Genomic DNA, 26189 nt, shown 5'->3' with positions numbered 1-26189 from the left:
TTCGGACGCGGCGTCGCGGTAAACGAGCCCCGCAGCGCCGGAGCAAAACCGAAGCACCAGCCGCATTAGGCGTCGAAGGCGTACGTCACGCGTAAGCGCTCCATGCCCGCCACCTTCCCTGTGCTACCAAGTCCACGCTAGAAGCGAACATCGGGCATAACCGGGTACGGTGACGACCTGTGATGGTAAAAAACCGACAAGCAGCGGACCATGGGATCCGCGAGCTCGGGTTCGCCGCCCGGCCGGCACCCCGCCGGGGTTGAGGTCATGAGCGTCGAGCAGTTGCGATCGCGTATCGGCCGCAGCCATCAGGACCGGCCGCTGCGGCCCACGTTCCATCACCTGCTCACGCTGGTACGCGGCACGCTGTGGCACACCGTCGACTTCACCGGGTACGCCCTCGTCCCGGGCATGTGGCTGTGGGTACGCCCTGGCCAGGTCCAGCAGTGGGGCGACCTGCACGAGGTCGACGGCACGTTGATCCTGTTCGAGTCGGACTTCCTCGATCGGGCCACGGCCGCTGGCGCCCATTTGAACGATGCGCACGCCCCTGTTGTCTATGAGCCGGATGATGCCGACCACCAGCGGTTGACCAGCGCCGCCGAGCACCTCTCGCACGCCTTCGCCGGCCCGGCAAGCTCCCGCTCGACGTGCGGCAGACCGTGCTACGGCACCTGCTGGCCGTACTCGTGCTCCGCCTTTCGCACCTGAGCGCACTGCCCGGCAGCTCGACGCCCGAGCCCAGCGACACCTTCCTGCGCTTCCGCGACGCGGTCGAACGGGACTTCGCCCGCACCCGCCGGCTCGAGGACTACGCCAACGCCCTCGGCTACTCCGCCCGTACGCTGTCGCGTGCCACACAGGCCGCGGCCGGCGTCAACGCCAAGGACTTCATCGACCGCCGCACCATCCTGGAAGCCAAACGGCTGCTCGCCCACAGCGACCACACCGCCGCCCAGATCGCCGCCCGGCTCGGCTTCACCAGCGCCACCAACTTCAGCAAGTACTTCCATCAGCGGGTTGGCAGCACACCGATCGCCTTCCGCGCCAGCATCCGCGGTACCAGTGTCACCGGCTTCCTCGCGAAGCCTTGAATTCTTCAGCCAACGGCCATCGTTTCGACGTGAATGATCAGATTCGAGCACGCCTACGATCTCCGCGTGCGGTGGCGCTGGATCCTCATATATGGCCTTGCCGGCCTGCTCGTGGTGGCGGCCACGGTCGGGATTTACTCGTACGGTTCCTTCTACGGCTGGTGGGCCCGCCCGACCGTGCACGACGCGCCGGCGATGAAGCCGGCGGCCGTGGAACCGATCGTGAGTGGGTTGCGCATGCCCTTCGACCTGGCCTTCCTGCCCGACGGGTCGGCGGTGGTCACCGAGCGCGAGACCGGCCGGCTGCGGAAGGTCGGCCCGGACGGGCAGCTCACCGAGGCCCGGACCATCACTGAGATCGCCCAACCAGCCGTCCAAGGCGGGCTGCAAGGCGTGGCGGTCTCCCCCTCCTACCAGCAGGATGGCTGGATCTACATCTTCCACACCACCGCGCGGGACAGCCGGATCAGCCGGCTGCGGCTGGACTCGCCAGCACCCCTCGAGCCGATCCTGACCGGCATCACCCCGGGACAGATCCACAACGGCGGGCGGATCAGGTTCGGCCCGGACGGCATGCTCTACGTGACCACCGGCGAAGCCGACGACCGTCCCCGCGCCCAGGACCGCAACGACCTGGGCGGCAAGATCCTCCGGATCACGCCAGAAGGCAAACCCGCACCGGGCAACCCGATGGCGGGCTCACCGGTCTACAGCTGGGGCTGCGCGACCCACAGGGACTCGCCTGGGACGACAAGGGCCAGCTCTACGCCTCCGAGTTCGGCCACCACAACCTCGACGAGCTGAACCGGATCGAGCCCGGCGCCAACTACGGCTGGCCGGAGGTGGAAGGCACCGGCGGGGAGCCCGAGTTCACCGACCCGATCGCGACGTGGAAACCCGCCGACGCCTCACCCAGCGGCATCACCTACTTCGACGGCCGGATCTGGGTCGCCTGCCTGCGCGGGGAGCGGCTCTACCGGATCAACACCGACGGCTCGTCGGCCGAGCAGCTGCTCACCGGCGAGTACGGCCGGCTCCGGCAGGTGACGCCGGCACCGGACGGGTCGCTGTGGGTGCTGACCAACGGCCATGCTGGCCCCGACTACGACCTGATCCTCCGAGTGACCCCGTGACAGGCGGCGGCCGGCTACGAGCCGTTCGCCCTCGGGGTGGCCCGGCGACCTGCGGCGTCTGTGGTTGATCACACCTGCTGGGTTCGCGCGTGGCTTGTTGCCCAATCGAGCGCGTAGTCGGCGACCTGTTCCCAGCCGGGCTCGACGCCGGTGAAGTGTGAGCGGTCCGGGAACTCGTAGGTCTCGGTCAGCGCCTCGGAGTTGCGGTATTTCTTCGCGTTCGCGCGGATCACCGAGGGCGGCATCAGGTGGTCCTTGCCGCCCATGATGAACAGCAGCGGCGCCCGGTCGTCCAGGTCGTAGTCGACCCAGGTCTCCTGGTGGCCCGGCTTCCAGTTGGCGATCAGGCCGTAGGCCCACACCCAGTTTCCGGGCGCCGGGATGTGGAGGCGGTCGTACGCCGCGTCGGAGTCCTCCCGACTGCTCGTGTTGGCGAACGCATAGTGGAATTGTTCCTTGGTGAAGCCCACCGCGCGGTGTCGGTTGGCCGGGTTGGCCAGGATCGGGAACAGGGACCTGATTTGGGACGGCGGGTTCACCCGCACGCCCTCCGGTGGCGCCGAGTCGATCGTTACGGCGGCGGCGCCCAACCCGCGGTTGACCAGGAGTTGGGTGAAGGTCCCGCCGAAGGAGTGGCCCATGATGATCGGCGGACGGTCCAGATGCTCGACCACGTCGCTGAGATGGTCGAGGGTTGCCGGCACGGACGCCTCGGCGATGATCTCGGGCTTTTCGCGCAGCGCCTCCACTTCGATCTCGAAGCCCGGGTAGGTCGGCACGATGACCTCATGTCCCTTCGCCCGGTAGTACTCCACCCAGCGATCCCAGCTTCGGGCGGTCATCCAAAGCCCGTGGATCAACACGATCGGCGGGGCCTTGGTCCTTGGCTCAGTCATGCTGCTCCTTTCCGATGAGGGCAGCAACAATCGTCGCAACCCTCGGACCGCGATCGCCTCACCCGGAAGGGATGAAGTCGCTGCGCTTCGGGTTCTGCCACATCCGGATGTGGCGGTGCGTTCCGGACGGGCGTCTTTCTCCGCACGCCAGCGGCGCAGAGCCGACGGGTAACAGGCACCCCGACTGACCCGGTACCGCGCCAGGTCGCTGTGGGTAGGCGACCGCTTGCCGCAGACTCCTACCGTTGCCCTTATGCCCACTGTGGACGATCTAGACTAGAACCGTCGCCTGCGAGGAAGAATCGTGCTACATGAGCGCTGCGGTCCGGTGGTCGGCATCGTCCGGCGCCGGTGGGATGTGGTCTGGCTCCCGGGCGCCCTGGTCCAGCCGGAACGGCGGGTACGCCCCGGTGAGCAGCACGATGTATGCGATCGTCCGGGTCACCCAGCGCGCCACGCCGACCAGCAGGGCGTACAGGCCGGGCGGGTGGCGTCCGGTGAACAGCAGCGCGACGCCGACGATCAGCACGGTGACGGCGACCAGGCCACCGGACACGTACACGACGGTGTCGCCGTCGTCGTACACCCGCCATCCACCGGTCAACGCCGCGACTATCAGCACGTGCGGGAACGCCAGGAGCCAGGCCACCAAGGGGCGCCAGCGCGGCAGTGGCCGCGGCGGGTCCGCGTCCAGTCCGGCCGGATAGTCGGGTACGTCGGCCAGCGCGAACGGCGGGTACCGGTCGGTGCCGAGCGCCTGGTATCCGTAGTAGCCGACGCGCCAACTCCAGCGCAGCACGCCGACGTTGAAGTCGTAGATACCCGTCGGATAGCGCCCGGTGATCAGCACCGCGACGTACGCGACCAACGTCAGGACGACGAGCACGATCCACAGCACCGCGAGAACGACGAAGTGCGGGATCAGCAGCAGCCACTTGACCAGCCACAGCCAGCGGCCCGGAGCCGGGTCGGGGTTGGCGTACAGCCGTACCGGATAGCGGTTCATGATGCCTCCCCTCCAGTACACACCTTCGCCGCCGCGATCGGGCCGGGTCAGTGCCGTAGGTCCCGTCGCGAGCGCCGTCCGGTCGCGAGCGCCGTCCGGCCCTACGGGCGGCCCCTCTCGCCTTGATACGACCAAAGGGACGACCTGCTGGGCGGCAAGGGCGCGAACCTGGCCGAGATGACCCGTCTGGGCCTTCCGGTGCCGCCGGGATTCACCATCAGCACCGAGGCGTGCCGGGCGTATCTGGCCGCCGGCGTGGTCCCGGAGGGCCTGTTCGACCAGGTCAACGCCCACCTGGGCCAGGTCGAGGGGCAGACCGGAGAGATCCTCGGCGACCCGCACGACCCGCTGCTGCTGTCCGTGCGCTCAGGCGGAAGGTTCTCCATGCCCGGGATGATGGACACGGTCCTGGACATCGGCCTGAATGATGCGAGCGTGGCCGGTCTGGCCCGGCAGAGCGGCGATCCGCGGTTCGCTTGGGACTCGTACCGCCGCCTGATCCACATGTTCGGCAAGACCGTGTGTGGGGTGCCGGGTGAGGCGTTCGAGCGGGAGCTGGACGCGCACAAGTCTCACGCGGGCGTGGCCGCGGATGCGGCAAGACCTCGCACGCCGCTGTGGTCGCGCGTGGGATGGGCAAAGACTTGCGTCTGCGGCGCCGAAGCCCTCGAGGTGGACGCGGAGGCGGTTCGGTTCACTGTGGACGGCACGGTCGTGTCCGAAGGGGACGTCGTGTCCACAGACGGCGCTACCGGGGAGGTGTTCCTCGGGGCGGTGCCGGTGCACCCGTCACCCGTGGTGCGGTACTTCGAGGGCGAGGTCACCGTTCGAGTCGATCGACGTCGCGGGCGTCGGCCGCCTGATGCGCATCGCGGTGGACGAGGGGCGGGCCGCCCGGCCCGACCTGAAGATCGGCGTGTGCGGCGAGCACGGCGGCGACCCCGACTCCATCGGTTTCTTCCACGCCATCGGCCTGGCGGCGGCGGACACGCCGGACTCCGACAGCCGGTAAGGGAGGGTCGAAGCCGATCCCCAGGTACCCGATGCCGGTACCTGGGGATCGGCGTGTACGCGGTACGTGTCACACGCTCGTCGCGAGGGTCTCGGCCAGATCCCGCCCCCACTGCCGGGCCCGCGTCGTCTCCTCGGGCTCGAGCACGTTCTGCTTCGTGACCAGGAAGCTCCGCGGTTCGGCCACCACCTCGAACCCGTGCTGCCGCAACTGGCGGGAGATGCCCTTGGACGCCCGCCCGGTCAGTACGGCCGGCGCGTCGATCCGGGTGTCGAAAGCTGCGGCCTTGGCCGCCGTTGACGCCGGCAGCGCGTGGAACCAGTCGCGCAGGCCAGGCCCTTCGGCGTCGGGGTCAAGGGTCAGCTCGCTGCCCGGCTTGCGCGCCTCGGACATGGCAGCCTCGCGGGTCCTCGCACGGCTGAGCCCGCGCACATGGGTGGGCCCGCCCACCACGACCAGGTCGGCCTCGCCCAGCGTCTGCGGGCTGGCCTGGCCCACCGGCACCACCTCCACCTGGTACGCCGTCGCGAGGCCCTCGCCGATCGCGTCGGCCACCAGGTGGGTGTTGCCGTACATCGATTCGTAGATCACCAACGCACGCATGACTCCTCCAAACTCAGGTTCCGCGGTAGCTCATGTTCGCCAGCGCGGTGTCGTCGAACCGGTAGGTCAGGTGGTCTTCGACGGCCACCACCCCGGCGACGGCGTGGGCCAGCCGCGCGGCCGCCTCGGCGGCGCTGTGCCGGTCAAGCTCTCCGACCAGCGTGACGACGCCGTCGTGCACCTCCACGCGGACGATGCCGTCCTCTACTGCCAGCACCCGGCGCAGCACTCCTTCGACGACGTCGTGCCGGATGTCCGCGTCGGGGCGCAGGTGCACCTTCAGCAGGTCGCCGCGGGTGACGATGCCGATGAGCCGACCGAGATCGTTGATCACCGGCAGGCGCTTCACCTGCTGCGCGTCCATCGTGCGGGCCGCCGCCGGGATCAGCGTGTGCGACGGCGCGGTGACCGCTGGTGTGGTCATCAACCCAGCCGCGGTCATGGCGCCGGCCTTGGCGCGTGCCGACTGCCGGCGGCGGCTCTCGAACACCCGCCGGGGCTCGGGCCGGCCGTCAGTCTCGATCTTGTAGAGCAGGTCGGCCTCGGACACGACACCGAGTACTCGCCCGACGTCGTCGACCACCGGCACCGCGCTCACGTGGCGCGCCGTCAGGACGTCGACGATCTCCCGATAGGGCGTCTGTTCTCGTACCGTGACGACGTCCTTGGTCATGACGTCGTCCACCCGCCACAGTCTCATCGTCTGCCTCGCTTCCCTGGTCATCGGCTTCTATCTCGACGCTATGGCCGAAACCGCGATCCGGGTCAGAGTCGAGGTACCGCAGGATGGGGGTCCAACGACCGTTGTCCGGGGGGCAGCCGGCCCTGGGCGGCCGTCACCTCACGGAGTGATCGTGGCCTCCCGATCTGGCCGAGCGGGGCAAGCGGATGTGGATCCGCTTCGTCCTCGTGCCCGGCCTCACCGATGCGGTGTCCAACGTGGACGCCGTAGCGCAGGTGGTTGCCGGGCTGTCCACCGTGGAACGGGTTGAGGTGCTGCCGTTTCACCGGCTCGGTGCGGGCAAGTACGCCGCCCTGGGGCTGCCGTTCCCGCTCGCGGACACCACGCCGCCGACGCCGGAACTGCTGTACCGGGTGCGGGATCAGTTCCGCGGGTACGGGCTCACGGTGTACTGACCGGTTCCGCCGCGTCGACGAGCCGGTAGCCGGTCACGATGTGCGGCTCGATGCGGATCACGCAGTCCATGGTCATCTCCACCCAAGGGTGCAGGGCCTGCTCGTACCTGGCCACCTCGCGGGAGTCGGCCACCAGGTGCGCGACGCCGGTGACCACGACGCTCCAACCGATCCGGCCGTCCGGGTCGATCGCGTCCGCCTCGTACGCCACCACGACACCCCGCCCGGAGCCCACCGCCCTGGCCAGGCCGCCGCTCAGATGGCTGCGGATGATCACGGCGCCGCCGTCGAGAATGTGGTTGACCGGCCGGATCGCCGGCAGGGCCTTGTCCGTGAAGACGATCCGGCCCACGGCGACACTGCCGAGCAGCGACAGGCACTGCTCGGCGGTCAGTTTTCGCAGGATCCTCGACGCCATCGGCCCATCATCAGGATCTCGACCGGCGGCCGGACAGGGCCAAAGGTCCCGACCACGCCCTGCCGTTGGCCCGGTCCCGAAGGTCCCGAAGCGTACGGCACCAAGCCTCTTGGAGCACGTCCTCGGCACTTGCAGGGTCGAGGTGGAAGGCCCGGACGATGCGGGCCCGGCGCACCGGAGGGCACGATGAACGGCAGCGGTTGGACGGTTGACGCGGATGGCGTGCCACAGGGACGGTGGCGCGAATGCCTGGAGGCCGCGATCGCGGCCCCTTCGGTCCACAACACCCAGCCGTGGCGCTTCCGGGTCCACGGCACCACGGTCGACGTCCTGGCCGACCACGGCCGCCGGCTGGACGTGCTCGACCCGACCGGGCGAGAGCTGCTCATCAGCGTCGGCGCGGCGGCGTTCAACCTTCGGGTGGCGATGCTGGCCCGCGGCCACGTCCCCATGCAGCACCTGCTGCCCGACGCGAACGAGCCGGACCTGGCGGCGCGCATCACCGTCGGGCCGCCCACCCGCCCGCCGGTCACAGCCGTGATGCTGGCCCAGGCGATCCCGCGCCGGCACACCAACCGGCAGCCGTTCAGCGGCATCTCCGTCCCGGCCGAGGCCCTCGCGGACCTCTGCGCCGCCGCCGAGACCGAGCAGGCCCGACTCGTGGTGCTGGACCCGGTTGCCCGCAACGCCGTCCTCGACGTCGTGCGCATCGCCGAACACCGCCGCCGGCACCAGCCCGCGTATTGGCGGGAGCTCAGTGACTGGACCCGCCCCGGCGCGGGCCGGCGCGACGGGGTGCCGCCTGAGGCGTTCGGGCCCTGGGACGCGCTGGAGACGGTGCCGATCCGGGATTTCAGCTTCGTGCGTCCGGCCCGGCGGCGCGGACCGGCACCGTTCGAGCACGCGCCGACCATCGCGGTGCTCTACACACCGGGCGACTCGCCGTACGAGTGGCTGCGTGGCGGCCAAGCCCTGGAGCGGGTGCTGCTGACGGCCACCGTTAGGGGGCTGGCGTCGACCTTGATGACCCAGCCGGTCGAGGTCCCGGACCTGCGCGCGCTGCTGCAGGACCCGGCAGGCGGGTACGCCGCCCAGGCGGTGCTGCGGTTCGGGTACGGGCCGCCGAGCGCGCCCGCACCGCGGCGGTCGCTCGATGACGTGCTGGTGCACGCCGGGCGCGGGTCGAAGGTCCCGGATTGAGCGGCACGGCGGCCCTGCCCGCGCCCATCGCGCCAGAACACGCTGTAAGCATGGCGATGACGACGGCACCGGCAGCGGCGCGTGGGCTCACCGCCCAGGTCGCGGCGGCCAGGCTCCGTGCCGACGGGCCGAACACCGTCACCGAGCCACCCCGCCGGCACCTGGCCACCCGGATCCTGCACCAGCTCACCGACCCACTCGTCGCGCTGCTGCTGGCCGCGGGGGTGGTGACTACGGCGCTGGGCGACTTTCCGGACACCGCGATCATCGCGCTCGTCGTCATTGTCAACACGGTGATCGGAGTGACCCAGGAGGTCCGCGCGGACCGGGCCATCGCCGCGCTGGACCGGATGGCCGCGCCGACCGCCCGGGTGATGCGCGACGGCGTGGACCAGGTGGTGCCGGCGGCCGACCTCGTCCGCGCAGACCTCGTCCACCTGGAGCCTGGCGACGTGATCCCGGCCGACCTGCGGCTGGACGCCGCGCACCGACTCCAGGTGGACGAGGCCGCGCTGACCGGCGAATCGGTCCCGGTGCACCGCGGTGCCGGCGATGAGGCGTTCGCCGGCACGGTCGTGGTCACCGGGCGCGGCGTGGGCACGGTGGTCCGCACCGGCCCGGCAAGCGCCCTGGGGCGCATCGCGACCCTGGTCGCCACGACCAGGCCCGGGCCGACACCGCTGCAGCGCCGGCTGACCGCCCTCGGCCGGGTGCTCGGTCTCACCGCGGTGGTCCTGTCCGCCGTCGTGCTCGTGCTCGGTCTGGCCGCGGGCCGACCCCTGGTGGACATGGCGATCACCGCGGTCAGTCTGGTCGTCGCGGCGGTCCCGGAGTCGCTGCCCGCGGTGGTCACACTCGCGTTGGCGCTGGGCGCCCGCCGGATGGCCGGTCTGCGGGCGATCCCCCGCCGGCTGCACGCGGTGGAGACGCTCGGCTCGGTCACCGTCGTGGCCTCCGACAAGACCGGCACGCTGACCGAGGGCCGGATGGCCGTCCAACGTGCGGTCACCGCCGGCGGCGAGCACTACCGGGTACGCGGCCAGGGGTACGCCCCGTACGGGGAGCTGCGCGACGCCGCCGACACCTGCACAGTGGAGCCCGGATCGTCGCTACGCGATCTGGCCCGGGCGGCGACGCTGTGCAGCGACGCCACGCTCGCCCCACCCGGTGACGATCGCCCACAGTGGACCGCCGTTGGCGACCCCCTGGAGGCCGCCCTGGTGGCGTTCGCGGCCCGCAGCGGCCTCGACCCGGCCGCCGAGCGCGCCGCCTGGCCGCGCGTGGCCGAGGAACCGTTCGAGCAGGAGACCCGGCGGATGGTGACGGTGCACCGCCACCCGGACGGCGGCTACCTGGTGGTCTGCAAGGGCGCGCCGGAGTCGGTGCTGGCGAGCCCGTTCCTCGACGACGTACCGGCGGACGCCCTGCCGCAGGCCCAGCGGCTGGCGGAGGAAGGGCTGCGCGTCCTCGCGGTCGCCACCGCGGTCGTACCCGCCCTGCCGGATCCGCGGACCGTGCGCGGGCTGCGCCTGGTCGGCCTGGTGGCGGTCGGCGACCCGGTACGGGAGACCGCACCGCACATCGCCGCGGCGTTTGGCGAGGCCGGTATCCGGCTCGTCCTGATCACTGGGGACCACGCCGCCACGGCCGCGGCGATCGGTGGGCGGCTGGGCATCTGGGCCGCGGGCGACGCGGTCGCCCGCGGCGATGACGGGGCGATCGACCCGCGCACCGCCGACGAGGTACGGGTGTTCGCGCGGATCCAGCCGGAGCAGAAGCTGGACATCGTCACCGCCTTGCAGGCTCGGGGGCACGTCGTGGCGATGACCGGAGACGGGGTCAACGACGCACCGGCCCTGCGCCGCGCGGACATCGGCGTGGCCATGGGCGGCGGCACCGAGGTCGCCCGGCAGGCCGCCGACCTGGTGCTCGTCGACGACAACCTGGCCACGGTAGGTACCGCGGTCCGGGAGGGTCGCCGCATCTACGACAACATCCGCCGCTTCCTGCGCTACGGGCTGTCCGGCGGCCTGGCCGAGATCCTGGTGATGCTGCTCGGTCCGGCGTTCGGGCTGGCGGTGCCGCTGCTGCCGGCCCAGATCCTCTGGGTCAACCTGCTCACCCACGGCGTTCCCGGGGTGGCGCTGGGCGCGGAGCCGGCCGAGCCGGGCACCATGCGCCGGGCGCCGCGCTCGCCGCAGGAGTCGGTGCTCGGCGCCGGGCTGTTGCGGGCCGTGCTGCTCACCGGAGGGCTGCTCGCCGCGGTCGTGCTCGGCGCCGGGATCGCCGCCGACGCGCTGGACCGGCCCTGGCAGTCGATCGTCTTCGTCGTGCTCGGCCTCGCCCAACTCGGCGTCGCGCTGGCCGTCCGGGCGTCGCGTACGCCGATCAAGGACCCGCGTACGCCGATCAAGGTCTTGTCCGCCGATCAAGGGCAAACGGTCGTGGATTGGAGATCAAACCACAGCCGTTCGCCCATGATCGACGGGGAAATCCATGATCGACGCGCCGGGGTACGGCGCTGGCGTGGCCGCCCGCGCAATCCCGCGCTGCTGGCAGCGGTGGGGGTGTCGGCGTTGCTGCAGGTCGCGGGCGTGCTGTTGCCGCCGCTGCGCGAACTGCTGGGCACCGAGCCATTGACCGCCGCCGAGCTGGTGGCCTGCGCGGCGGTCGCGACGCTGCCCGGACTCACGCTCCGGCTGAGCGGTTTCGGACACCACCGCCCGCCCGGGCGGTCACGATGAGGCTGACTAAGGAGTTGAGGCAGATGACCACAGCCGAGCGTCCGGCCGCCGCGGTGCTCGCCGAGGCCGCCGCCGCGGCCGGGTACGCACCGTCGGTGCACAACACGCAACCATGGCGCTGGCGCGTGACCACGGACGCGTTGGACCTGATCGCGGTGCGGGACCGGCAGCTGCGGGTCGCCGACCCGGACGGGCGGCTGCTGACCATCAGCTGCGGCGCCGCCCTGCACCACGCCCGGGTCGCACTGGCGACCGAAGGCCGGGCGCCCGACGTCACCCGGATGCCGGACCCCGCCAACCCGGACCACCTGGCTCGGATCACCATCGGCGAGCGCACCCCGGTGACCCCGCAGGCCATGCGCCTGTTCCAGGCCGCGCGACTGCGACACACCGACCGGCGGCCGGTCAGCGACACACCCGTCGGGCCAGCCGCGATCGAGGAGATCCGGCGCACGGTCCACACCGAGGGCCTGGAACTGCACGTGCTCACCACCGATCAGGTCCTCGACCTGGCCGCCGCCGCGTCCCACGCCGACAAGGCGGAGACCGAGGACGAGCAGCAGCGCACCGAACTGGCGTACTGGATCGGCGGCGACCGGCCCGACGGCACCGGCGTCCCGGACGCGGTGATCCCCAGTCGCGCGCCGGAGACCACCGTGCCCGGTCGTGATTTCGTCCGGGCCGGCACGCTGTCTGTCGGCGCCGGCCACGACCGGGCCGCCGTCTACGCGATGCTGTACGGCCCCGGCGACGAACCAGCCGACTGGCTGCGCGCCGGCGAGGCACTGTCGGCCAGCTGGCTCGCCGCGACCGAACAGGGCCTGACCGTGCTGCCGTTCAGCTCGGTCATCGAACTGCCCGCCACCCGCGAGGCGCTGCGCCGCGTCATCAGCGGTATCGGCTACCCGTACCTCGTACTGCGCCTCGGCCTCGCCGACCCGGACGTGGCCGGACCGCCACACACCCCACGCTTGCCCGGCGCCCAGACCATCGACGTCGTCACCGGCTGACCGGCAACCAGGGCCCAGGAGGAACGCCATGACCGCCTGAGGGGACCGGCGGCCGCCCGGGTCGGGACCTTGGACCCTCGTCAACGTTTCGACAACCGACTGGAATGGATCACGGCATTCCGGTTGCGACCGCGCTTCCCGTGCATCAACGTGGTCAGAAGGTCACAAACTGAGGGATTTGAGGCGTATGTCTGAGTCGGCTGGCGCGGCGGGGCGGGCTCTGCTCCGCGTGGGTGGGCTGGTCCGTCGGGCGCAGGTGTCCCCGGACGGACGCGCCCTGTACCAGATCGGTGGGCGCCAGGCGGACGCGTTCTACCGGGACCGGTGGTCCTACGACAAGGTGGTGCGCTCCACGCACGGGGTGAACTGCACCGGGTCCTGCTCCTGGAAGGTGTACGTCAAGGACGGCATCATCACCTGGGAGCAGCAGCAGACCGACTACCCGTCGGTCGGCCCGGACCGGCCGGAGTACGAGCCGCGTGGTTGCCCGCGTGGCGCGGCGTTCTCCTGGTACACCTACTCCCCCACCCGGGTGCGCTACCCGTACGCCCGGGGCGTGCTGGTGCAGATGTACCGGGAGGCCAAGGCGCGCCTCGGCGACCCGGTGGCGGCCTGGGCGGACATCCAGGCCGACCCGGAGCGGCGCCGGGTGTACCAGAAGGCGCGCGGCAAGGGCGGCCTGGTCCGGATCTCGTGGGACGAGGCGCAGGAGATCGTCGCGGCGGCGCACGTGCACGCCATCAAGGAGTACGGCCCCGACCGGGTGGCCGGGTTCTCCCCGATCCCGGCGATGTCGATGGTCTCGCACGCGGTCGGGGCACGGTTCATCTCGCTGATCGGCGGGACCATGCTGTCGTTCTACGACTGGTACGCGGACCTGCCGGTGGCCTCGCCGCAGATGTTCGGCGACCAGACCGACGTGCCCGAGTCCGGGGACTGGTGGGACGCCGCCTACCTGATCATGTGGGGCTCCAACGTGCCGGTGACCCGTACCCCGGACGCGCACTGGATGGCGGAGGCCCGCTACCGCGGCCAGAAGGTCGTGGTCGTCTCGCCCGATTACGCCGACAACGTGAAGTTCGCCGACGAGTGGCTGCCCGCCCAGCCCGGCACCGACGGCGCCCTCGCGATGGCGATGGGACACGTCATCCTCAAGGAGTTCTTCGTCGAGCGGACCACGCCGAGGTTCGCCGACTACGTGAGCCGGTACACCGACCTGCCGTACCTGATCACGCTGGAGCCGGTGGACGGCGGCGGCTACCGGCCGGGCAAGTTCCTCACCGCCGCGGACCTGGGCGAGGACGGGAAGGCGGCCGCGTTCCGGCCGGTGATGTGGGACTCCGGCGCGGACGGGCCGGCGGTGCCGGGCGGCTCGCTCGGGCACCGGTTCGGCGCCACCGGCATGGGCCGGTGGCACCTGGACCTGGACGGCATCGAGCCGCGGCTCAGCTGCGCCGGCGGCGCCGCGGTCGAGGTGGTGTTGCCGCGCTTCGACACGGACCCACCGGAGGTGCTGCGCCGCGGGGTGCCGACCGCCGAGGTCGCCGGCCGGCTGGTCACCACCGTCTACGACCTGATGCTGGCCCAGTACGGCGTGGCCCGGCCGGGACTGCCCGGGCGCTGGCCATCGTCCTATGAGGACGGTTCGGAGCCGTACACGCCGGCGTGGCAGGAGCCGATCACCGGGGTGCCGGCGGCCGCCGTGGCCCGGGTCGCCCGGGAGTTCGCGGACAACGCCGAGCGCTCCGGCGGCCGTTCGATGATCCTCATGGGCGCCGGCACCAACCACTGGTTCCACTCCGACACCATCTACCGGGCGATGCTGGCGCTGACCACGCTGACCGGCTGCCAGGGCGTCAACGGCGGTGGCTGGGCGCACTACGTCGGGCAGGAGAAGTGCCGGCCGGTGACCGGCTGGGCGCACCTGGCGTTCGGGCTGGACTGGTCCCGGCCGCCCCGGCAGATGATCGGCACCGGGTACTGGTACCTGCACACCGACCAGTGGCGCTACGACCAGTACAGCGCCGGGGCGCTGGCCTCGCCGCTGGGCGAGGGCCGCTTCGCCGGCCGGCACACGGCGGACCTGCTGGCCCAGTCGGCGCGGCTGGGCTGGATGCCCAGCATGCCCACCTTCGACCGCAACCCGCTCGACGTGGCCGACGAGGCCCTCGCCGCCGCCCCGGACGATCCCGCCACACACGTCGCCGACTCCGTAAAGGACGGCCGGCTCGGCTTCGCCTGCCAGGACCCGGACACGCCGCGGAACTGGCCCCGGGTGCTGACCGTGTGGCGGGCCAACCTGCTCGGCTCGTCGGCCAAGGGCAATGAGTACTTCCTGCGCCACCTGCTCGGCACCGACGCCTCGCTACGCGCGGCCGAAGCCCCGCCGGACAAGCGGCCGCGGGACGTGGTGTGGCGGGACGAGGCGCCCGAGGGCAAGCTCGACCTGCTGCTGTCGCTGGACTTCCGGATGACCTCCACGACCCTCTTCTCCGACGTGGTGCTGCCGGCCGCCACCTGGTACGAGAAGCACGACCTCAACACCACCGACATGCACCCGTTCATCCACGCGTTCACGCCGGCGATCAGCCCGCCCTGGCAGACCCGCACCGACTTCGCCGCGTTCCACGGCATCGCCCGCGCGTTCGCCACATTGGCCGGTGCGCACCTGGGCGTGCGCAAGGACCTCGTGGCTGCCCCGCTGCTGCACGACACTCCGGATGCGATGGCGACGCCGCACGGGGTGGTGCGGGATTGGGCGGACGGTGGCACCATGCCGAAATTCGTCGTGGTGGAGCGCGACTACGGCGCCATCGCCGACAAGATGGCCACGCTCGGCCCGCTGCTGGATCGACTGGGCACCACGACCAAAGGAGTCACGGTCGACGTCAACCCGGAGGTCGAGCAGCTCGGCAGGATCAACGGCACGGTCGACGGCCGGCCACGGCTGGACACCGACATCCGCGCCTGCGAGGCCATTCTCGCCCTCTCCGGCACCACCAACGGGCGGGTCGCCACCGAAGGCTTCCGGTTCCTGGAACACCGCACCGGACAGCGGCTGGCCGACCTGGCCGCCGAGCACGAGGGCAAGCAGATCCGCTTCGCCGACACCCAGTCCCGGCCGGTGCCGGTCATCACCAGCCCCGAGTGGTCCGGCAGCGAACACGGCGGTCGCCGCTACTCGCCGTTCACCATCAACGTCGAACGGCTCAAGCCCTGGCACACCCTCACCGGCCGGCAACACTTCTACCTCGACCACGACTGGATCGCCGAACTCGGCGAACAGCTCCCGGTGTTCCGGCCACCGCTGGACATGCACAAGCTGTTCGGTGAGCCGCGGTTGGGGCGCAACGGGGAGCTCGAGCTGACGGTGCGGTACCTGACGCCGCACTCGAAGTGGTCCATCCACTCCGAGTACCAGGACAACCTCATCATGCTGACGCTGTCCCGGGGCGGGCCGACGATCTGGATGAGCGAGGCCGACGCCGCGAAGATCGGCGTCCGGGACAACGAGTGGATCGAGGCCGTCAACCGCAACGGCGTCGTGGTCTGCCGCGCCGTGGTGAGCCACAAGATGCCCGAGGGCACCGTCTACATGTACCACGCCCAGGAACGCGTCATCGACGTACCGAAGGCGGAGACGTCCGGGCGCCGCGGCGGCATCCACAACTCGCTGACCCGGCTGCTCATCAAGCCCAGCCACCTGATCGGCGGGTACGCCCAGCTGTCGTTCGCCTTCAACTACCTCGGCCCGACCGGCAACCAGCGCGACGAGGTGACCGTGATCCGCCGCCGTTCCCAGTCGGTTTCTTATTAGGGAGCACTGTGTGATGCGGCGTTCGACCGGAGGTCGACCATGAGAATCATGGCCCAGATGGCGATGGTGATGAACCTCGACAAGTGCATCGGCTGCCACACCTGCTCGGTGACCTGCAAGCAGGCGTGGACCAACCGCTCCGGCGTCGAGTACGTCTGGTTCAACAACGTGGAAAGCCGGCCCGGGCAGGGCTACCCGCGCACGTACCAGGACCAGCAGCGGTGGCAGGGCGGCTGGGTCCGCACCCGCCGCGGTCGGCTCAAGCCCCGCTCCGGCGGCCGGATCAAGCGACTGCTGTCCATCTTCGCCAACCCCAAGCTGCCGTCCATTCAGGACTACTACGAGCCCTGGACGTACGACTACGAGCACCTGATCACCGCGCCCGCCAGCGACGACACCCCGGTCGCCCGGCCCAAGTCGCTGCTCACCGGCCGAGACACCAAGGTCACCTGGTCGGCCAACTGGGACGACTCGCTGGCCGGCGGCAACCAGATCGCGGCCGGCGACCCGGTGCTCGCCCAGGTGTCCGACCGGGTACGCCAGGAGTACGAGAAGGCGTTCCTGTTCTTCCTGCCGCGCATCTGCGAGCACTGCCTGAACCCCTCGTGCGCGGCGTCCTGCCCGTCCGGCGCGATCTACAAGCGCGCCGAGGACGGCATCGTCCTGGTGGACCAGGACCGCTGCCGGGGCTGGCGGATGTGCGTGACCGGCTGCCCGTACAAGAAGGTGTACTTCAACCACCGCACCGGCAAGGCGGAGAAGTGCACGTTCTGCTTCCCGCGCATCGAGATCGGCCAGCCGACGATCTGCTCGGAGACCTGCGTGGGCCGGCTGCGCTACATCGGCCTGATGCTGTACGACGCGGACGCGGTCGCCCGCGCCGCCGCCACCGAGCACGAGACCGACCTGTACGCCGCGCAGCGCTCGGTCTTCCTCGACCCGCGCGACCCCGCGGTCGTGGCGCAGGCGCAGCGCGCCGGCATCCCGGACGACTGGATCGACGCCGCCGCCCGCTCACCCGTGTGGGACCTCATCATGCGGTACGAGGTCGCGCTGCCCCTGCATCCGGAGTACCGCACGATGCCGATGGTCTGGTACATCCCGCCGCTGTCCCCGGTGGTCGACGTGCTGCGCGACACCGGTCACGACGGCGAGGACGCCACGAACCTGTTCGGCGCGGTCGACGCGCTACGCATCCCGACCGACTACCTGGCCGGCCTGTTCACCGCCGGCGACCCGGCACCGGTCACCGCGGTGCTGCACCGGCTCGCCGCCATGCGCGCCTACCAGCGGCGGATCAACCTGGGCGAACCGCGGGACGAGTCCATCGCCGCCGCCGTCGGCATGACCGGCGCCGACATCGACGACATGTACCGCCTGCTCGCGATCGCCAAGTACGAGGAACGGTACGTGATCCCGGCCGCACACGCCGAAGACGCGCACCACCTCGAAGCGCTCGGCACCGAGTGCCCGGTCGGCACATCCGGCCCCTTCGGGGAGGCGTCCGGCGGGCCCGCGCCGATCTCCGTGGAGACCTTCCACGCGCAGCGTTCACGCCAGACGGCGGACACGCCGGCCCGCGTCAACCTGCTCAACTGGGACGGCAAGGGCCGGCCCGAAGGGCTCTTCCCGCCCCGCGAGGACGACCGATGAACGCCACGCAGCGGGCCGTCGCCGCCCGCGCGGCATCCCTGCTGCTGCGGTACCCCGACGCCGACGTCCTCGCCACACTGCCGACCCTGCGCGCGGCGCTCGACGACCTGCCGGAGCCGGTTGCCGGTCCATTGAGGACACTGGCCGCCCATCGCGCTGATACCGACCCGGGCCGGCTCACCGCCGGCTACGTGGAGCTGTTCGACTTCCGCCGCCGCTACTGCCTGCACCTGACCTACTACACCGCCGGCGACACCCGGCGCCGGGGGGAGGCGCTGGTGCTGTTCGCCGCCGCGTACAAGGCCGCCGGCCTCACGGTCGTCGACGGCGAACTGCCCGACTACCTGCCGGCGGTGCTGGATCTGGCCGCGCTGCACGACGGCGGCTGGCGGCTGCTGCGCGAGAACCGGGTCGGCCTGGACCTGCTCGCCGAGGCGCTCACCGCGCAGAAATCCGAGTACCGGCACGCAATCGAGGCCGTACGGGCCATGCTCCCGCCCGCCCAGCCCGGTGACATCACTGCCGCCGCCCGCCTGGCCCGCACCGGCCCGCCCGCCGAGCTGGTCGGCCTGGAGCCGTACGGAGTCGCCCGATGAACGTGCTGCTGTGGGTCGTGTACCCGTACCTGTCCATCGCGGTGCTGGCCGGCGGCACCATCTGGCGTTACCGCTACGACAAGTTCGGCTGGACCACCCGCTCGTCCCAGTTGTACGAGACGGCCGTGCTGCGCTGGGGCAGCCCGTTGTTCCACTTCGGCGTGCTGATGGTCCTCATCGGACACATCGGTGGGCTGGTGATCCCCACATCGTGGACCGAGGCGGTCGGCATCAGCGAGGACACCTACCACCTGATGGCCGTGTTCATCGGCACCGTGGCCGGCTTCTGCACGCTGATCGGCCTGGCCATCCTCATCGCCCGGCGCCGGCTCACCGGCCCGGTCTTCGCCGCCACCACCAAGAACGACAAAGCCATGTACGTCGTGCTGGCCGCGGTGATCGTGCTCGGCCTCTGGGCCACCGTGCGCGCCAACGTCGCCGGCCACGGCTACGACTACCGGGAAACCATCTCACCCTGGTTCCGTTCGCTGTTCTACTTCAGCCCGGACCCGGACGTGATGGCCGGCGTGCCGCTCGGCTTCCAGATCCACATCGTCGCCGCGTTCGCACTGTTCGCGTTCTGGCCGTTCACCCGCCTGGTGCACGCGTTCAGTGCCCCCGTCGGCTACCTCACCCGCCCGTACGTGGTGTACCGCAGCCGCGAGGCCCGCCCCGGGCTGCGGGCCGCCCGGCGCGGCTGGGACACCCCACCCACCCTGCGAGGCAGGCGATGACCACCACCGCGAACCGGAACCTGGTGCTGGCCACCGCCGGGTTCCTGGTCAACTTCTGGGCCTGGGCGCTGCTCGGCCCGCTCGGCCCCGGCGTGAAGGAACGCCTCGACCTCAGCTTCGCCGCCCAGTCCCTGCTCGTCGCCGTCCCTGTCGTCGTCGGCTCGGTCGGTCGGATCCCCGTCGGCGCGCTGACCGACCGGTTCGGTGCCCGGATAATGTTTCCGGCCGTCAGCCTCGTCACCATCGCACCGGTGCTCACACTGGCCTGGGTGCAGGACTCCTACGCCGCGATGATCGTGGCCGGGTTCTTCCTGGGCATCGGCGGCACCGCCTTCGCCGTCGGCGTACCCCTGGTCTCCGGCTGGTACCCACCGGCCCGCCGCGGCTTCGCCCTCGGCGTGTTCGGCGTCGGCATGGGCGGCACCGCCATCTCCAACTTCACCACCGTTCGGTTGTCGGACGCATACGGCGCCAAGACCCCGTTCCTCCTCGTCGCCGCCATCCTCGCCGGCTACGCCGTCGTGGCGTGGCTGTTCATCCGCGACAACCCGAACCGGCAACGCCCGACCGGCTCGGCCGTTGCCCGCCTCACCGAGGTAGCTCGACTCACCGTCACCTGGCAGCTGTGCGCCCTCTACGCCGTCGGCTTCGGCGGGTTCGTCGCCTTCAGCGTCTACCTACCCGCCTACCTGCGCACCACGTACGACCTGTCCACCAACGACGCCGCCCTGCGCACCGCCGGGTTCGTGGTCCTCGCCGTCATCGCCCGGCCCACCGGCGGCTGGCTGTCCGACCGGTTCCACCCCGTACCAGTGCTCGTCTGGTGCTTTTCCGGCACCGCCCTGTTCGCCGTCGTCCAGGCGTTCCAACCGCCGCTCATCCCGCTCGGCACCATCGCTTTCCTCGCCATGGCCGCGCTGCTCGGCGCCGCCAGCGGTGCCGTCTTCGCCCTCGTCGGCAAGATCGCCCCCGCCGACAAGGTCGGCACCGTCACGGGCCTGGTCGGCGCCGCCGGCGGGCTCGGCGGCTTCGTCCCGCCGCTGGTCATGGGCTGGGTGTACGGCGTCGAAGGCTCGTATGCCATCGGCCTGATGCTGCTGTCCGACGTCGCCCTCGCCGCCGCCGTCTACACCGCCGTCAAAATGGCCGGCCTAGCCCGGAGTCTGCCGAGTCGAGGCTAAGCCTCGCTTGCGACATTCTCGGGATCAGCGCAGGGTCGTGCCCCACGGGCCCATGCCCCGCACTCTGGTCGGGCTTATCCGGATCACGTAGCCCTGCGGCGGGTTGGGCATCGGTGGAAACTCCGTGCCCGGACCGATGTACCGCTGCGCGAGGTGCCTGAGCAAGGCCGGCGCGCCGCCCTCGTCAACGCGAGCAGTGCCCTCGACAACCAGATAGTGCTGCATTCCGTACTGGTCGCCCTCGGCCTCGATGGACAGCGACACGCGGGGATCACGGCGGATGTTGCGGACCTTCTGATCGACCGCGAGCTTGCCGACCACGATCTCCCCGTCTTCGAGCCCGACCCAGACACACGTCACGTGCGGGCTGCCGTCCACGTTGACCGTCACCAGATGAGCCAGACGTCCGGACTCGATCACCGCTCGGGCCGCCGCCGGAATGTTGACCACCGCGATCGCCTCCCTACCCGAACAGTAGCCGCCGGCTACTCGGCGGACGGCCCAAACGCGGACGACACAGCGGCGCACACGGCGCCCACCACTCACCGCCGTGACTTCAGCAGATTCGGGGCAGCTGCTCACCGACAAGCATGTCGACGATGCGCGACGGCCCGCCGCGGTTGTCCGCCGCTCAGAACTCGAACACCACGCGGGCGGTGACCTTGCCCGCGAGCACGTCCTCGATGGCCTGGTTGACGTCCTCCAGCTTGCGGGTCTGCAGCTCCACCTTGGTACGCCCGGCGGCGTGCAGCGCGAACACCTCGGCCAGATCCTGGCGGGTGCCGACGATGGACCCAATCACCGACAGTCCACCCAGGACGGTCTCGAAGATCGGCAGCCGCATCGTGTTGTCCTTCGGCAGGGACACGAGCACGAGCCGGCCACCGCGGCGCAGCGAGGCGTGCGCCTGCTCCAGCACGGTCGGCGATGCGGCCAGCACGACCGCCACGTCTGCGCCGCCCAGCGCCTTGATAGCCGCGACCGGGTCGCTCTGCTTGGCGTTGACCACGTGGGCCGCGCCGAGCTCGCGCGCAAGCGCCAGCTTCTCCTCCGTCACATCGACGGTGATGGTGTCGCCACCGAAGATCTGGGCGTACTGCTGGGCCATGTGTCCCAGGCCGCCGATCCCGAAGATCGCCACCCGCTCGGTGGGGCGCACGCCGGCCACCTTGATCGCCTTGTACGTGGTGACACCGGCGCAGGTCAGCGGCGCGGCTTCGAGGGGGCTGACCCCGTCCGGCACCTTCACCACGTGCCGGGCATACGCGACGGCGTACTCGGCGTGACCGCCGTTCATACCGTATCCGGTGTTCTTCTGCGACTCGCACAGCGTCTCGCGGCCGCTGACGCAGTAGTCGCACACCCCGCAGGCGTACCCGAGCCACGGGATCGCTACGCGGTCACCGACAGCGACCTGCGTCACGCCGGGGCCGGTCTGCTCGACGATGCCGACGCCCTCGTGGCCCGGGATCAACGGCAGGCTCGGCTTGACCGGCCAGTCGCCCCGCGCGGCGTGGATGTCGGTGTGGCACAGCCCGCTGGCCTCGATCCGGACCAGCACCTGCCCGGCACCCGGCTCGGGTACCGGCAGTTCCTGGATCTGCAGCGGCGCCTCGAAGCTGGTGACGACCGACGCTCTCATGGTTCCTCCTCCACCGTTCTGTTCACGCCAAGCGTCGTCGCGGGGCGCGACGCCGGTCAGGGCCACTGGTACCGGCGATGCGGGCCTAACAGCACGTCCTGATCGGGTCCTTTGCGTCACAGGCCCGGCCCTGCGGATGCCTGGTGAAGGCGGTGTGCCTGGCCGGTCGGGACGTGTGGCCCTGCACGGGCGCCGGCCACAACCGGAAGTCTGGTTGGCACGAACCTCCGGCCCACTGCCTGGCTAGAGGCCATTGCCGTCGTCCGCGAGGTCGGCGTGATGGCGAGGTGAGTAGGAATGATCAGGACCTTCGTAGACGCGGATCTGCGCACCGCCGTAGCGGCCGCCGTCCGTGCACCGTCGCTGCACAACAGCCAACCGTGGCGCTTCCGGCTGCGTGACGGTGCCATCGAGGTACGCGTTGACAGCAGCCGGCCGGTGCCGTCCACCGGGCCGGGTATCGCCGCCGACTGGGCGGTGAACATCGCGTGCGGCGCGGCCACGTTCAACATGCGCCTCGCCCTCGCCGTACGCGGCACACCCGCCCGGGTACGGCTGCGGCCGTACCCCGAAGAACCGGATGTGATCGCGAGCCTGACACCGGGCACGCCGCGCCCGGCGGCTCCAGCGGAGCAGATCCTGTTCGCGGTCATCCCCCGCCGGCACAGCAACCGGCTGCCGTTCTGGCCCGACCCCGTCACAGGTCATTCGCGGTGGCGGCTGACCGAGGCCGCGCAGGCCGAAGGCGCCTGGCTGGAGCTGGTGACCGGAACAGCGGCCGTCGAGGCCCTCGGGCAGCTGGCGCACAGCGCCAACCGGACGCTGAGCCGCGACCCGCAATACCGGGCCGACATCGCCCGGTGGACACGGCAGGAGCAGGCGCCGGACGGCGTGCCCGCCTTCGCCGGCGGCCCGATCGCCGAACCGCAGGACCTGCTGCCGCAGCGGCCGTTCGGGGAACTGCCGCGCGCTCCCGGCCGGGACTTCGAGCCCGAACCGCTGCTGGGCGTGCTCGGTACCCCGGGTGACACCGTCTTTGACCAGATCACCGCCGGGCAGGCCCTGCAACGCGTCCTGCTCACCGGCACCGAGGCCGGCCTCGCCGCGTCGATGCTCTCCCAGCCGATCGAGGTGCCCACCGTCCGGGAACAGCTCCGCCAGGCGATCAGGCGGGCCGGCAGCCCGCAGATGGTCCTGCGCATCGGCTTCGGCCAGCCCGGCTGGCCAACGCCCCGGCGCGACGTCGACGACGTCATCGACGCCCCATAGAGGTGGTGGCGTGCAGACCCACCATGGCAGGCCAAGGAGGATGCCATGACTGACAGACCCATCGTCGTGGGATACGACGACTCCGCCGGAGCTCAGGCCGCGCTGCAGTGGGCCGTGGAGGAGGCATCCCGCACCGGCCCAAGACTCCATCTGGTGTACGCGATCGAATGGCCCGCCCACCCCGACATCGGCGTGTTGGGCCGCGCCAAGGAGGTGGTGGATACAGCCGCTGGCGCGGCCCGCGCGGTGCGTCCAGGCATGCGCATCACCACCGAGGTGGTGGACACCGCGGCCACGCCGGCGCTGATCGAGCAATCCCGCAACGCCCGGCTGGTCGTGCTCGGCCACCGCGGCCGCGGAGGCTTCCCCGGCCTGCTGTTGGGGTCGGTTGCCATCACGGCGACGGCGCACGCGCACTGCCCAGTGGTGGTCGTGCGACCACGGCAGCCGATGACCCGTCCCAACACCCCGGTCGTCGTCGGCGTCGACAGCTCGCCGGAGTCTCTGCTGGCGCTCGCCTTCGCCATGCAGGAGGCGGCCGCCCACGCGGTGGCTCTCATCGCCATCCACGGCTGGACGCCGGACCCGGCGGGCCGGCACACCGAGATGAAGTCCGCCGCGCGTTCCGCACTGACCGCGATGGTGAACCCTTGGCGGGAGAAGTACCCCGACGTACCGGTCGCCACGCGGCTGACCACCGACGGGGTCGCGAACGCCCTGATCTCCGCGTCGAACGACGCCCAGCTCGTCGTGGTCGGATCCCGCGGCCGCGGCGGTTTCGGCGGGCTGCTGCTCGGCTCGGTCAGCCAGCAACTGCTGCACCACGCCGCCTGCCCGGTGGCGGTGCTCCGGCACGTCGCCCACGACGCCCCCGACGAATCACCGCCGTGGTGGCAGGCTCGTTAACCGCCGAAGAAGCCCTCGACTGCGCCTGCGGCCTCTACCTGAGCGACCCCACCCCCTGGCGACCGGCCAACTGGCGGGCCACTTCCTCGTCCCACTCGTCGTAGTCAGTCAGGAAGCCTTCCGCGTCGACGTGGACCTGCGTGGTGCCGATGGTGGTGACGGCATGGCTACTCAGCTGTCAGGTCGTGCGGGCCCGCGACCCGTTCAGCGGGTGAACGCGGCCAGGTGATGCTGCGAGGCCATCAGCAGGCGCTGGTAGACCAGTTCTCGACCTTCTCCCCGACACCGAGCGCCTCTCGCAGGGAGGCGTTGCCTTCGCCGAGGTACTTGCCGTAGGTGGCCTGCACGTCGGCGCTGGCGAACTGCCCGGCCGCCTTTGCCGGCGGTGGGGTCGGCGATGCCGTACCGGTCGAGCAGCGTCCGCACCGCGGCCAGGTGCCGGGTCTCGGCGGCAGCGATCCGGTCGAAGACATCCGCGTCGTACCTGCCGCCAAACGCCTGGTATAGGTCGTGGGCCAACTTCTCCTCCTCGGCCATCGCGGCGAGGGTGGTCCTCTGCGCCCCGGTCAGCGTGCCGGACGGGACGTCGGTCGCCCATAGGCACGTGCCACCGCCCCAGCCCATGCCGGCGCTGTCGCCGCCGCGCATACCCATGCCGTTGGCCCCACCGTGCATGCCGTAGCCGGGCATCGATGCCGTTGCGGCTGCCGGCCCGGCTGGTCCCGGACCGGCCCACGCCGGCGCCAGCACCGAAACCGCGCCGGCACCGACCACACCCGCGGCGAGCACCGCGGCCTGGGTCAGACCAGAGTCGAAGACGCACGACGCCGGGTCGCCGACCACGTCGCGGGACACCAACGGACGCTCCGAGTAGCGCAGCACACCGGCCAGGTCCCGGTCCGCGGCTGCCGCGAACGCGTCGTTCACCTCGGCGGCCGTGACCGGGACGGCAAGCTCGCACGTCAGGTCGCAGATCGAGCCGTCTTCCACCGGTACGCGCAGCGCGACACCGTCGAGCCGGCCGGCGACCTCCGGCAGTACCAGACCGATGGCCTTCGCCGCGCCGGTGCTGGTGGGGATGATGTTGACGGCCGCGGACCGGGCCCGGCGCGGATCCTTGTGCGGCGTGTCCAGCACGGCCTGGTCGTTGGTGTACGCGTGCACCGTGGTCAGGAAGCCCCGGGTGAGGCCGAACGCCTCGTGCAGCACCTTGACCATCGAGGCGGCGCAGTTGGTCGTGCACGCGGCCGCGGACAGCACCTGCTGCCGGGGGTGGTAGGCGGCGCCGTTCACGCCGAGCACGATCGTGGCGTCCACGTCCTTGCCGGGAGCCGAGATCAGCACCCGTTGTGCGCCGGCCTTGAGGTGGCCGGCCGCGGCGTCCCGGGTGCGCAACCTGCCGGTGGCCTCGATGACCAGGTCGACACCCAGGTCCGACCAGGCAGCCGCTCCGGCTCGCGCTCCTGGAAGGTCAGCACCCGGCGCCCGTCCACCGTGATGGCCGAATCGTCGTGTGTGATGCCGGCGTTCAACCGCCCGAAGGTGTGCGGCACGCGAGGTCGGCACCCAGGGGCGAAGGTCCCGCCAACAGGTTGCGCAGGACCCTGCCCGCCCCGTCGCCCGCGGAGCAGCGTGGAGGTGTGGCGCCCGCCGGGTAGAGGGCGGAGCCACCGACACCGGAGAGGTACGCCGTGGTCCCCGGGACCACAAGACCCACCGTCGCCAAGACGTTGTATCCGGTGCCGGTGGTTCCGTACACGCAGGGTCCGGCGGGCGCCGCCGGCCTGGTCGTGAGGGGTGAGCGCGGCACTGCGCACCGAGATCCGCGACCTGGTGGCCGAGGCCGCCGGCCCGCTGGGCTTCCGACCCGAGTTGCGCCTGTCCGGCCCGGTCGACAGCGCCGTGCCCGACCACCTGCGCCCGGATCTGCTGGCCGTCATCCGGGAGGCGCTGTCGAATGCGGCCCGGCATGCCCAGGCGAGCGCGGTCCGGGTCGCTGTCGAGACGGCATCGGCGCGGCCGGCGCCGAGCCGCATGGCGGGTCGATCAACCTGCGCGAACGGGCAGCCCAGTACGGCGGCGAATTCGAGGTACGGCCCGCAGTGCCCACGGGCACCGAGATCTCGTGGTCCGTGCCG

General features: G+C 71.2%; 23 protein-coding genes and 2 pseudogenes. 16 read left to right on the top strand and 9 right to left on the bottom strand.

Features of this window, described 5'->3' with window-relative positions:
* The first annotated feature begins 282 nt into the window (after positions 1–282).
* From Prum_RS53480 to Prum_RS55695, 3 genes and pseudogenes are all read left to right on the top strand, one after another.
* A complete protein-coding gene (locus Prum_RS53480; protein ID WP_246278867.1) occupies positions 283–711 on the top strand; it encodes a hypothetical protein in 429 nt (142 codons plus the stop codon).
* Positions 651–1094, top strand: a complete 444-nt coding sequence (locus Prum_RS53475) for a helix-turn-helix transcriptional regulator (protein ID WP_246278866.1) — start codon at positions 651–653, stop codon at positions 1092–1094. The genes Prum_RS53480 and Prum_RS53475 overlap by 61 nt, the downstream gene beginning before the upstream one ends.
* A 33-nt stretch (positions 1095–1127) precedes the next feature.
* Positions 1128–2227, top strand: a pseudogene (locus Prum_RS55695) (PQQ-dependent sugar dehydrogenase).
* A 68-nt stretch (positions 2228–2295) separates the two neighbouring features.
* On the opposite strand, the gene Prum_RS48685 reads toward Prum_RS55695, so the two are convergent.
* Together Prum_RS48685 and Prum_RS48680 are read right to left on the bottom strand one after the other, a co-directional pair.
* Entirely contained in the window at positions 2296–3123 is an 828-nt protein-coding gene (locus tag Prum_RS48685; protein WP_173086696.1) for an alpha/beta hydrolase, read from the bottom strand.
* A gap of 307 nt (positions 3124–3430) precedes the next feature.
* Positions 3431–4129 (bottom strand): DUF4389 domain-containing protein, encoded by a 699-nt coding sequence (locus Prum_RS48680; RefSeq protein WP_173086694.1) that lies wholly within the window; start codon positions 4127–4129, stop codon positions 3431–3433.
* A gap of 144 nt (positions 4130–4273) precedes the next feature.
* Here Prum_RS48680 and Prum_RS48675 point away from each other — a divergent pair.
* Both Prum_RS48675 and Prum_RS54335 read left to right on the top strand, forming a co-directional pair.
* Positions 4274–4723: pseudogene (locus Prum_RS48675) on the top strand (PEP/pyruvate-binding domain-containing protein); the annotation flags it as partial.
* The gene (locus Prum_RS54335) at positions 4722–5141 is read left to right on the top strand and encodes a putative PEP-binding protein (RefSeq protein ID WP_173086692.1); all 420 of its coding nucleotides are present in this window, start codon (positions 4722–4724) and stop codon (positions 5139–5141) included. The pseudogene Prum_RS48675 and the gene Prum_RS54335, both read left to right, overlap by 2 nt.
* Positions 5142–5210: 69 nt before the next feature.
* On the opposite strand, the gene Prum_RS48665 is transcribed toward Prum_RS54335, so the two are convergent.
* Both Prum_RS48665 and Prum_RS48660 read right to left on the bottom strand, forming a co-directional pair.
* Positions 5211–5744, bottom strand: a complete 534-nt coding sequence (locus Prum_RS48665; RefSeq protein ID WP_173086690.1) for a flavodoxin family protein — start codon at positions 5742–5744, stop codon at positions 5211–5213.
* Between the two features lie 13 nt (positions 5745–5757).
* On the bottom strand, positions 5758–6444 hold the full coding sequence (locus tag Prum_RS48660) for a CBS domain-containing protein (protein WP_173086688.1): 687 nt from the start codon (positions 6442–6444) through the stop codon (positions 5758–5760).
* A 188-nt stretch (positions 6445–6632) separates the two neighbouring features.
* Here Prum_RS48660 and Prum_RS48655 point away from each other — a divergent pair, with 188 nt between their 5' ends.
* Positions 6633–6881: a pyruvate formate-lyase-activating protein gene (locus Prum_RS48655; RefSeq protein ID WP_246278863.1), complete on the top strand. Its 249-nt coding sequence runs from the start codon at positions 6633–6635 to the stop codon at positions 6879–6881.
* Here the strand turns inward: Prum_RS48655 and Prum_RS48650 are convergent.
* Positions 6868–7299 carry a pyridoxamine 5'-phosphate oxidase family protein gene (locus tag Prum_RS48650; protein ID WP_173086686.1) on the bottom strand — a complete coding sequence of 144 codons (432 nt, stop codon included), beginning with the start codon at positions 7297–7299 and terminating at the stop codon, positions 6868–6870. The genes Prum_RS48655 and Prum_RS48650 overlap by 14 nt on opposite strands.
* A gap of 186 nt (positions 7300–7485) precedes the next feature.
* Here Prum_RS48650 and Prum_RS48645 point away from each other — a divergent pair, with 186 nt between their 5' ends.
* From Prum_RS48645 to Prum_RS48610, 8 genes are all read left to right on the top strand, one after another.
* Complete coding sequence (locus Prum_RS48645; protein ID WP_173086684.1) at positions 7486–8499, top strand: Acg family FMN-binding oxidoreductase; 1014 nt, start codon at positions 7486–7488, stop codon at positions 8497–8499.
* Positions 8500–8549: 50 nt separating this feature from the next.
* Positions 8550–11243, top strand: coding sequence for a cation-translocating P-type ATPase (locus Prum_RS48640; RefSeq protein ID WP_173086682.1), 2694 nt, complete (start codon positions 8550–8552; stop codon positions 11241–11243).
* 23 nt (positions 11244–11266) lie between these two features.
* Positions 11267–12253 (top strand): Acg family FMN-binding oxidoreductase, encoded by a 987-nt coding sequence (locus Prum_RS48635; protein WP_173086680.1) that lies wholly within the window; start codon positions 11267–11269, stop codon positions 12251–12253.
* Positions 12254–12440: 187 nt separating this feature from the next.
* On the top strand, positions 12441–16070 hold the full coding sequence (locus Prum_RS48630; protein WP_173086678.1) for a nitrate reductase subunit alpha: 3630 nt from the start codon (positions 12441–12443) through the stop codon (positions 16068–16070).
* Between the two features lie 39 nt (positions 16071–16109).
* On the top strand, positions 16110–17723 hold the full coding sequence (gene narH, locus Prum_RS48625; protein ID WP_173086676.1) for a nitrate reductase subunit beta: 1614 nt from the start codon (positions 16110–16112) through the stop codon (positions 17721–17723).
* Complete coding sequence (gene narJ / locus Prum_RS48620; RefSeq protein WP_173086674.1) at positions 17720–18319, top strand: nitrate reductase molybdenum cofactor assembly chaperone; 600 nt, start codon at positions 17720–17722, stop codon at positions 18317–18319. Before narH ends, narJ begins: the two co-directional genes overlap by 4 nt.
* On the top strand, positions 18316–19053 hold the full coding sequence (narI, locus tag Prum_RS48615) for a respiratory nitrate reductase subunit gamma (protein ID WP_173086672.1): 738 nt from the start codon (positions 18316–18318) through the stop codon (positions 19051–19053). The genes narJ and narI overlap by 4 nt, the downstream gene beginning before the upstream one ends.
* Positions 19050–20234 carry an MFS transporter gene (locus Prum_RS48610; RefSeq protein WP_173086670.1) on the top strand — a complete coding sequence of 395 codons (1185 nt, stop codon included), beginning with the start codon at positions 19050–19052 and terminating at the stop codon, positions 20232–20234. The genes narI and Prum_RS48610 overlap by 4 nt, the downstream gene beginning before the upstream one ends.
* A 24-nt stretch (positions 20235–20258) precedes the next feature.
* Here Prum_RS48610 and Prum_RS48605 read toward each other — a convergent pair whose 3' ends face one another.
* Both Prum_RS48605 and adhP read right to left on the bottom strand, forming a co-directional pair.
* Entirely contained in the window at positions 20259–20684 is a 426-nt protein-coding gene (locus tag Prum_RS48605; protein ID WP_173086668.1) for a PPOX class F420-dependent oxidoreductase, read from the bottom strand.
* A gap of 181 nt (positions 20685–20865) precedes the next feature.
* Positions 20866–21876 carry an alcohol dehydrogenase AdhP gene (gene adhP, locus Prum_RS48600; protein ID WP_173086666.1) on the bottom strand — a complete coding sequence of 337 codons (1011 nt, stop codon included), beginning with the start codon at positions 21874–21876 and terminating at the stop codon, positions 20866–20868.
* 297 nt (positions 21877–22173) lie between these two features.
* Here adhP and Prum_RS48595 point away from each other — a divergent pair, with 297 nt between their 5' ends.
* Both Prum_RS48595 and Prum_RS48590 read left to right on the top strand, forming a co-directional pair.
* Complete coding sequence (locus Prum_RS48595) at positions 22174–23145, top strand: Acg family FMN-binding oxidoreductase (RefSeq protein ID WP_173086664.1); 972 nt, start codon at positions 22174–22176, stop codon at positions 23143–23145.
* Positions 23146–23190: 45 nt separating this feature from the next.
* A complete protein-coding gene (locus tag Prum_RS48590; protein WP_173086662.1) occupies positions 23191–24051 on the top strand; it encodes a universal stress protein in 861 nt (286 codons plus the stop codon).
* A 34-nt stretch (positions 24052–24085) separates the two neighbouring features.
* Here the strand turns inward: Prum_RS48590 and Prum_RS55690 are convergent, their stop codons facing one another.
* Both Prum_RS55690 and Prum_RS48580 read right to left on the bottom strand, forming a co-directional pair.
* Entirely contained in the window at positions 24086–24202 is a 117-nt protein-coding gene (locus Prum_RS55690; protein WP_371871444.1) for a TusE/DsrC/DsvC family sulfur relay protein, read from the bottom strand.
* A gap of 53 nt (positions 24203–24255) precedes the next feature.
* Positions 24256–25446, bottom strand: a complete 1191-nt coding sequence (locus Prum_RS48580) for a DUF2202 domain-containing protein (protein WP_246278862.1) — start codon at positions 25444–25446, stop codon at positions 24256–24258.
* Between the last annotated feature and the right edge of the window lie 743 nt (positions 25447–26189).

Origin of the sequence: Phytohabitans rumicis (genome assembly GCF_011764445.1) — a bacterium.
Taxonomy (GTDB): Bacteria; Actinomycetota; Actinomycetes; order Mycobacteriales; family Micromonosporaceae; genus Phytohabitans; species Phytohabitans rumicis.
This window is presented reverse-complemented; position numbering and strand designations above follow the sequence as displayed.